General features: G+C 64.8%; 13 protein-coding genes. 8 read left to right on the top strand and 5 right to left on the bottom strand.

The features are described 5' to 3' along the window. Nucleotides 1-6: 6 nt before the first annotated feature. The 5 genes from JNB50_RS03475 to rpmH are packed head-to-tail and all read right to left on the bottom strand — an operon-like array spanning nucleotide 7 to nucleotide 2,433. Nucleotides 7-564, bottom strand: coding sequence for a R3H domain-containing nucleic acid-binding protein (locus JNB50_RS03475; RefSeq protein ID WP_208038708.1), 558 nt, complete (start codon nucleotides 562-564; stop codon nucleotides 7-9). 5 nt (nucleotides 565-569) lie between these two features. Further along, on the bottom strand, nucleotides 570-1,538 hold the full coding sequence (gene yidC, locus JNB50_RS03470) for a membrane protein insertase YidC (protein WP_208038707.1): 969 nt from the start codon (nucleotides 1,536-1,538) through the stop codon (nucleotides 570-572). A 9-nt stretch (nucleotides 1,539-1,547) separates the two neighbouring features. Next, nucleotides 1,548-1,859, bottom strand: a complete 312-nt coding sequence (gene yidD / locus JNB50_RS03465) for a membrane protein insertion efficiency factor YidD (RefSeq protein WP_208038706.1) — start codon at nucleotides 1,857-1,859, stop codon at nucleotides 1,548-1,550. Next, nucleotides 1,856-2,272 carry a ribonuclease P protein component gene (gene rnpA, locus JNB50_RS03460; RefSeq protein ID WP_208038705.1) on the bottom strand — a complete coding sequence of 139 codons (417 nt, stop codon included), beginning with the start codon at nucleotides 2,270-2,272 and terminating at the stop codon, nucleotides 1,856-1,858. The genes yidD and rnpA overlap by 4 nt, the downstream gene beginning before the upstream one ends. A 23-nt stretch (nucleotides 2,273-2,295) precedes the next feature. Next, nucleotides 2,296-2,433 (bottom strand): 50S ribosomal protein L34, encoded by a 138-nt coding sequence (rpmH, locus tag JNB50_RS03455; protein WP_055922080.1) that lies wholly within the window; start codon nucleotides 2,431-2,433, stop codon nucleotides 2,296-2,298. A gap of 440 nt (nucleotides 2,434-2,873) precedes the next feature. Between rpmH and dnaA the strand changes: the two genes are divergently transcribed. The 8 genes from dnaA to JNB50_RS03415 all read left to right on the top strand — a co-directional run bounded on the left by dnaA (nucleotide 2,874) and on the right by JNB50_RS03415 (nucleotide 13,566). Continuing rightward, on the top strand, nucleotides 2,874-4,298 hold the full coding sequence (dnaA, locus tag JNB50_RS03450; protein ID WP_208038704.1) for a chromosomal replication initiator protein DnaA: 1,425 nt from the start codon (nucleotides 2,874-2,876) through the stop codon (nucleotides 4,296-4,298). A gap of 426 nt (nucleotides 4,299-4,724) precedes the next feature. Continuing rightward, nucleotides 4,725-5,870, top strand: coding sequence for a DNA polymerase III subunit beta (gene dnaN / locus JNB50_RS03445; RefSeq protein WP_208038703.1), 1,146 nt, complete (start codon nucleotides 4,725-4,727; stop codon nucleotides 5,868-5,870). A gap of 36 nt (nucleotides 5,871-5,906) precedes the next feature. Next, nucleotides 5,907-6,794: a phosphogluconate dehydrogenase (NAD(+)-dependent, decarboxylating) gene (gene gnd, locus JNB50_RS03440; RefSeq protein ID WP_208038702.1), complete on the top strand. Its 888-nt coding sequence runs from the start codon at nucleotides 5,907-5,909 to the stop codon at nucleotides 6,792-6,794. Nucleotides 6,795-6,800: 6 nt separating this feature from the next. After that, on the top strand, nucleotides 6,801-7,955 hold the full coding sequence (recF, locus tag JNB50_RS03435; protein ID WP_208038701.1) for a DNA replication/repair protein RecF: 1,155 nt from the start codon (nucleotides 6,801-6,803) through the stop codon (nucleotides 7,953-7,955). Nucleotides 7,956-7,981: 26 nt separating this feature from the next. Next, on the top strand, nucleotides 7,982-8,428 hold the full coding sequence (locus JNB50_RS03430; RefSeq protein ID WP_208039156.1) for a DUF721 domain-containing protein: 447 nt from the start codon (nucleotides 7,982-7,984) through the stop codon (nucleotides 8,426-8,428). Nucleotides 8,429-8,551: 123 nt separating this feature from the next. Then, a complete protein-coding gene (gyrB, locus tag JNB50_RS03425) occupies nucleotides 8,552-10,561 on the top strand; it encodes a DNA topoisomerase (ATP-hydrolyzing) subunit B (RefSeq protein ID WP_208038700.1) in 2,010 nt (669 codons plus the stop codon). A 43-nt stretch (nucleotides 10,562-10,604) separates the two neighbouring features. Next, entirely contained in the window at nucleotides 10,605-13,163 is a 2,559-nt protein-coding gene (gene gyrA / locus JNB50_RS03420; protein WP_208038699.1) for a DNA gyrase subunit A, read from the top strand. Continuing rightward, the gene (locus JNB50_RS03415) at nucleotides 13,153-13,566 is read left to right on the top strand and encodes a DUF3566 domain-containing protein (protein ID WP_208038698.1); all 414 of its coding nucleotides are present in this window, start codon (nucleotides 13,153-13,155) and stop codon (nucleotides 13,564-13,566) included. The genes gyrA and JNB50_RS03415 overlap by 11 nt, the downstream gene beginning before the upstream one ends. Nucleotides 13,567-13,616: the final 50 nt, after the last annotated feature.

Below are 13,616 nucleotides of genomic sequence, written 5' to 3'. Positions count from 1 at the left end.
GTGAAACTACGCGGCGGTGATGACCGTGTGACGGTCACGTCCCTCGCCGCGCGAGTTGGAAACGTAGCCGCGCTCGGACACGATGTCGTGGACCAGCTTGCGCTCATACGACGACATCGGCGGAAGCGCCGCCTCAGCAGCGCCCTCCTCGATGCGTGCGATCGCGCGGTCGACGAGCGTCGCCAGCTCGGCCTGTCGCGCATCACGCGAGCCGGCAATGTCCAGGATCAACCGTGAGAACTCACCCGTCTGGTTCTGAACAGCAAGACGCGTCAGCTCCTGGAGGGCCGTGACCGTGTCCGGCTTGGAGAGCAGACGCAGGTTAGTACCCTCATCTGCGTTCACCGAGATGTAGGCGCGACCGTTGCGGGTGTCGATGTCGATGTCACCGTCGATGTCGGCGATGTCGAGGAGCTCCTCGATATAGTCTGCGGCGATGTCGCCTTCGCGGTCGAGATCGCCGCCCGATGCGGGCGTGTGGGCCTCCGCGGCGTCCGCGTCTTCAGCGGGGGAGTGGACGGCTTCCTCGTCCGAGGGGGTGAGATCGGTCTGCACGTCGGTCATGGTCCCTACTTCTTTCCGGCCTGCTTCTTCGCACGGTTCTTGTTCACCGGCTGAACGCGCTGCGTCGTGGTCTTCTGTTGGGGCGCCTCTTCCACCGTCAGAACAACGGCGCCATCCTGCACCAGCTTGCCCTTGCGGGCGAGGCGAGCCTCGCGAGCCTTCGCGGCGTCAGAGCCCGGCGTCGGCATGTTGCGGATGACCAGGAACTGCTGGCCCATCGTCCAGATGTTCGAGGTGAGCCAGTAGAACATGACACCGAGCGGGAAGGCGAAGCCGGAGAACAGGAACACGAAGGGGAGGAGGTACAGGAGGATCCGCTGCTGCTTGAACTGCGGGCTCGCCTTGGTCTCCGGCGACATGTTCTTCGAGACGATCTGCAGCTGCGTGAGGAACTGCGATCCGGTCATCAGGACGACCATCACCGCGGCGATCACCATGACCGCCACCTGCGGCGGGTTGTGGTTCATCGCGCCCTGGAAGCTCTGGTGCAGCGGGGCGACGCCGAAGAGCGTCGCATTGCCGAACTGCTGAGCGAGCGTGGCGTTGAGCGGGCCGACGCCGGCCTTACCGCTCTGGGCACCGTTCAGCACCTGGAACAGCGAGAAGAACACCGGCATCTGCAGCAGCAGCGGGAGGCACGAGCTCAGCGGGTTCGTGCCCGTCTTCTTGTAGAGCTCCATCGTCTCGCGCGACATCGCCTCGCGAGAGAACTGATCCTTCTTGCCCTTGTACTTGTCCTGGATCTTCTTGAGCTGTGGTGCGATCTCCAGCATCCGTCGCTGGTTCTTGATCTGCCGCACGAAGATCGGGATGAGCGCAGCACGCACGACGACGGTCAGACCGACGATCGCCAGCACCCAGGTGATACCGGCCGCGGGGTCCATGCCGATCGCCGTGAGCAGCCAGTGCCACGCCACGAGGATGAGCTCCACGACCCACTTGATGGGCCAGAGGATCGTACCGATGATGTCCATGTCTGGTTGCTAGGCCTTTCCCTGGCTTGTCGCGACGACGAATCCGAACGGGGTGACCCGGTAACGGCGCTTCTTCTTGAGGGGGACGTCATCGACCCCGCCCGCCGCCCACGGGTGGCAGCGGATGATCCTGCGAATGCCGAGAACACTTCCGACTATCACACCGTGCTCCTGGATGGCCTGGAGCGCATAAGCGGAGCACGACGGGTAGTACCGGCACACGTCACCGTAAAGCGGGGAGATCACCGCTCGATACGCCCGGAGCACGAGCACGGCGGCGTTCCTCGGAAGGAGGAGCACAGCTGCGATCGCGGTGTTCATGGACGGACGTTGCCTTCGGTGGTGACGCTTCGACGGGTTTCGCGTGAACTGGTGGTGTGACGGCGGAGGAACCGGTCTGCGGCACCCGATACCTCTTCGTGCAGGGTAGCCCACCTGACTTGGGCGGATGCTGGCAATGCCCGGATGACGATGTCGATACCGGGCCCCGCCGACGCAGTGGACTGGAAGCGTGGCAGCACCTCGTAGGCAGCTGCCTTGAGCCGCCGCCGCACTCGGTTGCGAACCACCGCGTTCCCCACGGACTTGCTCACGATGAAGCCGAATCGCACCACGTCGGAGTCGCGGTTCAGACGAACGTAGGCGACGGTGTTCGCTCCAGTGAAGCGCGCACCCCGTCGCACGGTCGCCCGATAGTCCGCGCCCCGCGTGATGCGATGAGGTTTCGCGAGCACGCGCCGCGCCTATCCGGGAAGGATCAGGCCGAGAGCTTCTCGCGGCCCTTGGCGCGACGAGCCGACAGGATGGCGCGACCGGCACGCGTGCGCATGCGGAGGCGGAAGCCGTGGGTCTTGGCGCGCTTGCGGTTGTTCGGCTGGAACGTTCTCTTGCTCATATCAATCTCCGTGGTGGTCTCTTCACAGGCCGGTGCTGATGAATAAGGCCAGCACGGGGAGGCCAGGAAAGTTTCTGGGCAGCCGAAACGGCTGAAGTCAACTGATTAAAACTACGTCCTGGGCCGACCGAGGTCAAACCGAACGTCCCGAAACCCTTGATTATGCACGGGATTAGCAGGAAGCACGCCGGCGACGCGCCGGAGTATTCCGCCAATCGAATTTGATCCCCACCTGTGGACAAGTTACCGTGAGGTCGAAAGTTATCCCCAGCCCGTCCCAAAAGCGGCCGGAGATCGCTACGGTATTGCACACACAGCGGTGGATAACTCTGTGAATACCCCACGGCGGCATCCCTTGCCGCCAGCCCGACGTGAGTCACACGGGGGACGACTCGTCTCACGCCGGGCCGACGGCATCCACGATTTGAAGACGGGGAACGATGGCAGGCGGCGAAGAGTCCATTTCTGCGGCATGGCAGAACGTGCTCGACAAGCTCGAGACGGACGACCGCATCACCCCTCAGCTTCACGGTTTCCTCAGCCTGGTCGAGCCCAAGGGCATCATGGCCGGCACGTTCTACCTCGAGGTGCCCAACGAGTTCACCCGGGGCATGATCGAGCAGCGCAGCCGGGTCCCGCTCCTCAACGCGATCGGCGCCCTCGACCAGACGCTCGAGGTGAACACGTTCGCCATCGTCGTCAACCCGGAGATCCAGCAGGAGTCGATGGCCGGCCCGGCCGAGCCGGAGCCGGCCCCATATCTCGACGCCGTCGCGCCGATGGTTGCGCCCCCCACCGAGATCACCGCCCCTCCCCGCAACGGGGACACCCGGCTCAACTCCAAGTACAGCTTCGACAATTTCGTCATCGGCCAGTCCAACCGATTCGCACACGCGGCCGCCGTCGCCGTCGCGGAGGCGCCGGCGAAGGCATACAACCCGCTCTTCATCTACGGCGACTCCGGTCTGGGCAAGACTCACCTCCTGCACGCCATCGGCCACTATGCGATGAGCCTCTACCCCGGAATCCGCGTCAGGTACGTGTCGAGCGAGGAGTTCACGAACGACTTCATCAACTCGATCGCCAACAACCGCGGTTCCTCCTTCCAGGCCCGCTACCGCAACATCGACATCCTCCTGATCGACGACATCCAGTTCCTCCAGCGGGCGGTCGAGACGCAGGAGGCCTTCTTCCACACGTTCAACACCCTCCACGACCACAACAAGCAGGTCGTGATCACGAGCGATCTGCCCCCGAAGCACCTCACGGGCTTCGAGGACCGGATGCGCTCGCGGTTCGAATGGGGCCTCATCACCGACGTCCAGGTCCCCGACCTGGAGACCCGCATCGCGATCCTGCGCAAGAAAGCGCAGAGCGAGAAGATCCTGGTTCCGGACGACATCCTGGAGTTCATGGCCTCCAAGGTCTCCAGCAACATCCGCGAGCTCGAGGGCACCCTGATCCGCGTCACCGCCTTCGCCAGCCTCAACCGCACGCCGGTCGACATGCCGCTCGTGCAGACGGTGCTGAAAGACCTCATCACGCTCGACGACGACAATGTGATCGCGCCGACCGACATCATCACCAACACAGCCGAGTACTTCAAACTCAGCGTCGACGACCTCTACGGCTCCAGTCGCTCACAGGCCGTCGCCACCGCGCGGCAGATCGCGATGTACCTCTGCCGAGAGCTGACCAACCTCTCGCTTCCGAAGATCGGACAGTTGTTCGGCGGTCGCGACCACACGACGGTCATGTACGCGAACAAGAAGATCAGCGAGCTCATGAAGGAGCGTCGCTCGATCTACAACCAGGTGACGGAGCTCACCAGCCGGATCAAGCAGAACCACCGCTACGGAAAGTAGCCCGCAGCGCGCCACGCCGTCGCGCCTCGGAGAGTTATCCACAGATTGATCCCCAGAGTGGGGAGAGTTCGTTATTAACACCTGGGGATAACTTGTGGAGAAGTTCCGGAAAGTCGATCGATTAATGGGGACGGACGGCCCGTCGCTGTGAAAAGCCGCCCGAGGCGGTTGCCGCCGCCCGAGCTGTCAACACCCGGATTCCACGGGTCATCAACAACTCACGAGGCTGTAGTTCCCGCTGATTTCCTGGTATCCACCGAGTTATCCACATTTTCCACAGCGGTTAACACCATTAATGATTAACTCTTCTGAGTTAAGGCCGGCCGACAACCTCAAGCGCTCGACCGAATGACAACTTCGCCGCCAAAGGCCAAGCGCTAGGATTTGTGTCGTTCCGTATCCGAGCGCAGAGCCAGGGGAGACTTCGTGAAGTTCCAAGCCAATCGGGATGTCTTCAGTGAGGCCGTGTCCTTCGCCGTGAAGCTTCTTCCACAGCGCACGACCCTCCCCATCCTGAGCGGTGTGCTGATCGAGACCACCGACAGCGGACTCCAGCTCTCATCCTTCGATTACGAGGTCTCCGCGCAGACGGAGATCGCGGCAGAGGTCGAGGAGCCCGGCCGTGTCCTCGTCTCGGGTCGCCTCCTGGCCGAGATCGCCGCCAAGCTTCCGAACGCACCCGTGCAGTTCTCGACGGAGGAATCCAAGATCGTCGTGCGCGCGGGATCGGCGAACTTCACACTGCTCTCCATGCCCGTCGAGGAATACCCCAGCATTCCGCAGGTCTCCGGCGAGGCGGGGCTCGTTCCCGCGGAGGAGTTCGCCGAAGCCGTCGCCCAGGTCGGCGTCGCCGCATCCCGTGACGACGTGACACCGGTGATCACCGGTGTGCAGCTGGAGGTCGGCGACAACACACTCGGACTCGTCGCGACCGATCGCTACCGCGTCGCCGTCCGGGAGATCGACTGGGACAACGGGACGACGTCCGGCGAAGCGCAGACCGCCCTCGTTCCTGCACGCACTCTCACCGAGATCGGCAAGACCTTCGGTCACTCCGGCACCGTGTCCATCGCGATCACGAACCGCGACGACCGTGAGCTCATCGCGTTCACGGCCGACAAGAAGACCGTGACCTCCCTGCTGATCAAGGGCAACTTCCCGCCCGTGCGCCGGCTCTTCCCCGAGCAGGTCGACAACTACGCGGTCGTCAACACCGCCGAGCTGATCGAAGCGACGCGCCGAGTCGCCCTCGTGCTCGAGCGGGAGGCCGCGCTCCGCTACACCTTCACTGCAGACGGGCTGACGCTGGAAGCGATCGGCTCGGAGCAGGCTCAAGCATCCGAGAGCATCGACGCTCTCCTCACTGGCCAGGAGACGGTGGTTTCGTTGAAGCCGCAGTTCCTGCTCGATGGTCTCGGTGCCGTGCACTCGGAATTCGTGCGCATCTCCTTCACCAAGACCGAGAACCCCAACAAGCCGGGTCCGGTGCTCATCACGAGCCAGACGTCGAAGGACCAGTCCGGTTCGGACTCGTACAAGTACCTGCTGCAGCCCAACCTGCTGCTGCGCTGAGACCCGGTCCCGCTCCACGAGAGAAGAAGGACAATCATGCACATCGGCCTCATCGGTCTCGGACGCATGGGCAACAACATGCGTGCCCGCCTGGAGAAGAAGGGCATCGAGGTCACCGGCTACGACACCAACGCAGAGGTGTCCGACGTCGCGACCCTGGCCGATCTCGTCGCGGCGCTCCCCGCCCCGCGCACCGTCTGGGTGATGGTGCCGGCCGGCGAGATCACCGACGGCGTGATCGCCGACCTCGAGCCGCTGCTCGAGAAGGGCGACCTGGTCATCGACGGCGGCAACTCCAAGTTCACCGAGGACTTCAAGCACGCCGAGCTGCTCGCGCCCAAGGGCATCGACTTCATGGATGCCGGCGTCTCTGGCGGCATCTGGGGACTCGAGAACGGTTACGGCCTGATGGTCGGCGGCTCCAAGGAGCAGGTCGAGCGGGTCATGCCGGTCTTCGACGCTCTGCGTCCCGAGGGCCCGCGCGATGAAGGCTTCGTGCACGTCGGCGAGGTCGGCGCCGGGCATTACGCCAAGATGGTGCACAACGGCATCGAGTACGCGCTGATGCAGGCATACGCCGAGGGCTACGAGCTGCTCGACACCCGCAAAGACATCATCAAAGACGTCACCGGCACGTTCAAGGCATGGCAGCGCGGCACGGTCGTGCGGTCGTGGCTTCTCGACCTCCTCGTCCGCGCCCTCGAGCAGGATCCGGAGTTCGAGCACATCGAGGGCTTCGTGCAGGACTCGGGCGAGGGCCGGTGGACGGTGGAGGAGGCGTTGAACAACGCCGTTCCCGTTCCGACGATCAGCGCGTCGATCTTCGCCCGCTTCGTGTCGCGCCAGGAGGACTCGCCGGCGATGAAGGCCGTCGCGGCCCTCCGCAACCAGTTCGGTGGCCACGCCGTGAAGGCCGTGGACTAACCCTCATTGAGAGTTACACATCTTTCCCTGACTGATTTCCGCAACTATCGCACCGCGGAGGTCCCGTTCGCGGCCGGCGCCAATCTCTTCGTCGGCCGCAACGGTCAGGGCAAGACCAACCTCGTCGAGTCGCTCGGCTACCTGAGTTCCTTGGGATCGCATCGGGTGTCGAGCGACCAGGCGATGATCCGCAAGGATGCCGACTCCGCGATCGTCCGGGCGCGCATCGAGCACGACGGCCGCGAGCTGCTCGTGGAGGTGCAGCTCAACCGGTCGTCGCCGAACCGCGCTCAGGTCAACCGTGGCGCGATCAAGCCCCGCGAACTGCCGAGGTACTTCTCGAGCGTCCTCTTCGCTCCCGAGGATCTTGCTCTGGTCCGGGGTGAGCCCGGGATCCGCCGACGCTTCCTCGATCAGTTGCTCATCCAGCGCAACCCGCGGTTCTCGGCCGTCATCGCCGACTACGAGCGGGTGCTCAAGCAGCGCAACACCCTGCTGAAATCCGCTCGTGCATCCCGGGTCAAGCCGGACCAGCTGGGAACGCTCGACATCTGGGACGAACGTCTGGTGGCGCTCGGAACCGAGTTGCTGGATGCCAGGCTCGACCTCGTCGCCCGGCTGAGCGATCCACTGGTCGCGGCCTATCGATCGGTGGCCGGCGACGACCATCATCCGCGACTGCTTCCACAGCTCACCATCCGTGGGGCTCACGTCGACGATGATGAGGACGACGCGGACTCGGACGTAACCATCTCATCCGGTGACACCGCTGAGGTGTTCCGCGGTGCGCTGGCCGCGGTGCGTCCGAAGGAGCTGGAACGCGGACTGACTCTTGTCGGTCCCCATCGCGACGATGTGCTGTTCGAGCTCAACGGACTCCCGGCGAAGGGGTACGCGAGCCACGGCGAGTCCTGGTCGTTCGCTCTGGCGCTCAAGCTGGCGTCGGCCGAGTTGCTGCGACGCGAGTCGTCGACCGGAGACCCCGTGCTGGTGCTCGACGATGTCTTCGCCGAACTGGACCAGGCGCGGAGGCGCATGCTTGCAACCGCTGTAGCCGGTTACGAGCAGGTCCTGATCACCGCCGCCGTGTTGGACGACGTCCCCGAGACGCTCACGGCCCACACCGTGCGAATCGAGGCCGGGACTATCGTGGGATCGTGAGCGAGGCAGCGACGGTGTACCTGCGGATGAAGGAGCTCTTCACCGGAACTCCGTCCCGTCGACGCAGAGACAGAAGAGCCGCCGACGATCCGACCGCATCGAAGCCGTTCGGCGCCGGCCGCGACCCGCGCGGGCTCGGCGATGTGGTCGACGCCCTCGCCATGCAACTCGGCTGGACCGGCGCGCTCGCCAAGTCCGACCTCCTCGAAGGCTGGGAGGAGCTGGCCGGAGCGGAGACCGCCAGGCACGCGATCCCCGACCAGATCGTCGATGGTGTGCTGGTGGTCCGCTGCGAGTCGACGGCGTGGGCGACGCAGCTGCGGATGATGCGTTCGGAACTCCTCGTGCGCATCGGGGAGCGGTTCCCGGGAGCGGACATCGAGTCGATCCGTTTTCAAGGGCCGGACGCCCCCTCCTGGAAACGCGGTCCCAGGTCGATTCCAGGGCGCGGTCCGCGCGATACTTACGGCTGACTGCACAAAAGAGGTCGCCTGAGCAAAGAAAACGCGTCAGAGGGGCGATTCCGGGCAATTCGACTCCCTGCACTTGGTAGAATGGAGAGTCACTATTGAGTGCGGTCAGGAGCCTAATTTCATATGACGATGGAACCGAACAGGGCCGAGGCGGAACACGACTACGGCGCGAATGAGATCCAGATCCTCGAAGGTCTCGAAGCCGTCCGCAAGCGACCCGGAATGTACATCGGCTCCACCGGCCCCCGCGGACTCCACCACCTGGTGTACGAGATCGTCGACAACTCCGTCGACGAGGCGCTCGCCGGTCACGCCGACAACATCGAGGTGACCATCCTCCCCGACGGCGCTGTGCGCGTCGATGACAACGGCCGAGGCATCCCGGTCGACGAGCACCCGGTGGAGAAGAAGTCGACGGTGGAGGTCGTGCTCACGATCCTGCACGCGGGCGGCAAGTTCGGCGGCGGCGGCTACGCGGTCTCCGGCGGTCTGCACGGCGTGGGCAGCTCGGTGGTCAACGCGCTGTCGTCCCGCCTCGACGTCGAGGTGCACCGGCAGGGCTTCGCGTGGCGGCAGAGCTACCGCGACGGCGTCCCGCAGGCGCCGCTCGAGCAGGGCGAGGCGTCCGACCGCACCGGCACCATCATCACGTTCTGGCCGAGCCCGGCGACGTTCGAGACGGTCGTCTTCGACTACGACACCCTCCGCACGCGTTTCCAGCAGATGGCGTTTCTCAACAAGGGCCTCCGCATCGCGATCACCGACGAGCGTGCTCCCGAGGTGGAGCCGGTCGAGGGCGAGGTGGAGGAGGACGAGCAGGTCTTCGCCTCACGCTCCGAGGTCTTCCTCTACGAGCGCGGTCTGACCGACTACGTCCACTACCTCAACTCCGCCAAGAAGGCGGACGTCGTGCACGACGAGATCATCTCGTTCGAGTCGGAGGACACCGAGCGCAAGATCGCGCTCGAAGTGGCGATGCAGTGGACCACGAGCTACAACGAGTCGGTCTTCACCTACGCCAACACGATCAATACCCACGAGGGCGGAACGCACGAAGAGGGCTTCCGCGCCGCGCTGACCACGCTCGTCAACCGGTACGCGCGCGAGAAGAACATCCTCAAAGAGAAGGACGACAACCTCTCGGGCGAGGATGTGCGCGAGGGCCTGACCGCCGTCGTGTCCGTCAAGCTGTCGGAGCCGCAGTTCGAGGGCCAGACCAAGACGAAGCTCGGCAACACGGAGGCCAAGGCGTTCGTGCAGAAGGTCGTCGGCGACCAGCTCGGAGACTGGTTCGACCGCAACCCGAACCAGGCCAAGGAGATCATCCGCAAGGCGCTTCAGGCCGCGACCGCTCGCATCGCCGCCCGCAAGGCGCGCGAGACCGCCCGCCGCAAGGGACTTCTCGAGAGCGGCGGGATGCCGGGCAAGCTCAAGGACTGCCAGTCGAAGGACCCGACGGTATCCGAGATCTTCATCGTGGAGGGAGACTCGGCAGGCGGGTCGGCCGTTCAGGGACGCAACCCGGAGACCCAGGCGATCCTCCCGCTGCGCGGCAAGATCCTCAACGTCGAGAAGGCGCGGCTCGACCGCGCTCTCGCGAACAACGAGGTCCAGGCCATGATCACGGCGTTCGGTGCCGGCATCGGCGAGGACTTCAACCCGGAGAAGGCGCGCTATCACAAGATCGTGCTGATGGCCGACGCCGACGTCGACGGCCAGCACATCACGACGCTGCTACTGACGCTGCTGTTCCGGTACATGAGGCCGCTCGTCGAGCTCGGCTACGTCTATCTGGCGCAGCCGCCGCTCTATCGCCTCAAGTGGTCGAACGCCGAGCACGAGTACGTGTACTCCGACCGGGAGCGCGACGCCTTCCTGGCGGAGGGCATCGCCGCGGGCAAGCGTATCCCCAAGGACAACGGGGTGCAGCGCTACAAGGGTCTCGGCGAGATGGACTACAAGGAGCTGTGGGAGACCACGATGAACCCGGAGACGCGCACGCTCCTCCAGGTCACCCTCGATGACGCGGCGGCGGCCGACGAGATCTTCGCAACGCTGATGGGCGAAGACGTCGAGTCGCGTCGTTCCTTCATCCAGAAGAACGCCAAGGACGTGCGGTTCCTCGACATCTGAGGACCGCGACGAGAACACACCTCGGTTACGAGAAGAGAGCACTGTGACGGACGAGACCCCCACCGGCGAGAGCTTCGGCATCCACGGCAGGATCGACCAGGTCGACCTGCAGAAGGAGATGGAGCGTTCGTACCTCGATTACGCGATGAGCGTGATCATCGGGCGCGCGCTGCCCGAGGTGCGCGACGGACTGAAGCCCGTCCACCGTCGCGTGATCTACGCGATGTTCGACGGCGGCTACCGCCCCGACAAGGCATTCTCCAAGTGCGCCCGTGTGGTCGGCGACGTCATGGGGCAGTTCCACCCGCACGGTGACTCCGCCATCTACGACGCGCTCGTCCGTCTCGTGCAGCCCTGGAGCCTGCGCTATCCGCTCGCACTCGGTCAGGGCAACTTCGGTTCGCCCGGCAACGACGGCGCTGCCGCCCCGCGGTACACCGAGACCAAGATGGCCCCGCTCGCGCTGGAGATGGTCAGGGACATCGACGAGGAGACCGTCGACTTCCAGGACAACTACGACGGCCGCACCCAGGAGCCGGCCGTCCTCCCGAGCCGCTTCCCGAACCTGCTGGTCAACGGTTCGGTCGGCATCGCGGTCGGCATGGCGACGAACATCCCGCCGCACAACCTGCGTGAGGTCGCCGACGGCGCCCTCTGGCACCTCGCCCACCCCGAGGCCCCCCGCGAGGAGCTCCTGGAGGAGCTGATCAAGCGGATCAAGGGACCGGACTTCCCGACGGGTGCGCAGATCCTGGGCATCAAGGGCATCCAGGACACCTACCGCACCGGCCGCGGCTCGATCACCATGCGCGCCGTCGTCAGCATCGAGGAGATCCAGGGCCGCGTCTGCCTGGTCGTCACGGAGCTGCCGTACCAGGTCAACCCGGACAACCTCGCGATCAAGATCGCCGAGCTCGTGAAGGACGGTCGCGTCGGCGGAATCGCCGACATCCGCGACGAGACTTCCGGCCGCACCGGTCAGCGTCTTGTGATCGTGCTGAAGCGCGATGCCGTCGCCAAGGTCGTGCTCAACAACCTGTACAAGCACACGCAGCTGCAGGAGAACTTCGGCGCGAACATGCTCGCGATCGTGGACAACGTCCCGCGCACGCTCGCCCTCGACGGCTTCATCACGGCGTGGGTCGACCACCAGATCGACGTCATCGTGCGCCGCACGCGCTTCCGGCTGCGCAAGAAGGAGGAGCGGGCCCACATCCTGCGCGGCTACCTCAAGGCGCTCGACGCCCTCGACGAGGTCATCGCCTTGATCCGCCGATCGGCGACGGCGGATGACGCGCGCGAAGGCTTGAAGCAGTTGCTCGACGTCGACGACACGCAGGCCGAGGCCATCCTCGCGATGCAGCTGCGCCGCCTCGCCGCTCTCGAGCGCCAGAAGATCATGGACGAGCACGACCAGATCGAGCTCGAGATCCTCGACCTCAAGGCGATCCTCGAAGACCCGACGCGTCAGCGGACGATCGTCAGCGAGGAGCTCACCGAGATCGTCGACCGCTTCGGCGACGACCGCCGCACCGAGATCATGTTCGGTTTCGACGGCGACATGAGCGTCGAAGACCTCATCCCCGAAGAGGAGATGGTGGTCACCGTCACCCGCGGCGGCTACATCAAGCGCACCCGCAGCGACAACTATCGCAGCCAGCACCGCGGAGGAAAGGGCGTCAAGGGCGCCCAGCTGCGCGGTGAGGATGTCGTCGACCACTTCTTCGTCACGACGACGCACCACTGGCTGCTCTTCTTCACGAACAAGGGCCGCGTCTACCGCGTCAAGGCCTACGAGGTGCAGGAGGCCGGTCGCGACGCGAAGGGCCAGCACGTCGCCAACCTCCTCGCCATGCAGCCCGACGAGGAGATCGCGGAGATCCTCGACATCCGCGACTACGAGGCCGCCAAGTATCTCGTGCTCGCCACGCGTGACGGCCTGATCAAGAAGACCGCGCTCGATGAGTACGACACCAACCGCTCGGGCGGAATCATCGCGATCAAGCTGCGCGAGGACGACGAGCTCGTCTCTGCGCTGCTGGTCGAAGAGGACTCCGACCTGCTGCTCGTCTCCCGCAAGGGCATGTCCATCCGATTCACAGCGAGCGATGACGCGCTGCGACCGATGGGGCGCTCGACGTCCGGTGTGATCGGGATGCACTTCCGCGGAGACGACAGTCTGCTCGACGCCGCGGTGGTCTCCGACGAAGGCTTCGTCTTCGTCGTGACCGAGGGTGGGTACGCCAAGCGCACCTCGGCCGACCAGTACCGCCTACAGAACCGTGGTGGTCTGGGCATCAAGGTCGCGAAACTGAGCGACGACCGCGGGGATCTGGTGGGTTCTCTCATCGTCGACGAGGACGACGAGGTCCTGGTGGTTCTTGCCAGCGGCAAGGTGGTACGCTCTGCCGTGGCCGAGGTACCTGCCAAGGGCCGAGACACCATGGGTGTCGTTTTCGCACGTTTCGCCGAGTCGGACAAGATCATCGCTCTGGCGAAGAACACCGAGCGCAACCTGGACTCCCAGGTTTCCGATGCAGAATCGGATGCCGACGATGAGACCGGTGGTGCCGGGAAGGATGAAGCCGTAGATGAGCAGTAGCGTCGCCGAGAAACTCGCGAAGAAGTCGACCCGACGACCCGCGTCCGCCAAGCAGGTGCGCCTGAAGCTCGTGTACATCGACTTCTGGTCGACTGTGAAGCTCTCGTTCCTCGCGGGTATCTGCCTGGCGATCATCGCGATCGTGGGTTCGTTCCTGATCTGGACGGTCCTCGACCGGACGGGCATCTTCGACCAGCTGAACGGGCTCGTGAAAGACATCTCCGGAGCCGGCGGCGGTGACCTCCGTTCGGTTCTCGGGCTCGGCCAGGTGATGGGCTTCTCGCTCGTCGTCGGCATCCTCGACATCGTCGTGGTGACCGCCCTCGGCGCGGTCTTCGCGCTGCTCTACAACCTCTCGGTGAAGATCACCGGCGGCCTGCTCGTCGGCTTCACGAACAACTGATCGGCGGCGCGCACTCGATTTCACACTCCGGGCCAGATCAGGTACCCTCG

The sequence above is a fragment of the Leifsonia sp. TF02-11 genome (assembly GCF_017565305.1).
GTDB lineage: Bacteria > Actinomycetota > Actinomycetes > Actinomycetales > Microbacteriaceae > Leifsonia.
This window is presented reverse-complemented; position numbering and strand designations above follow the sequence as displayed.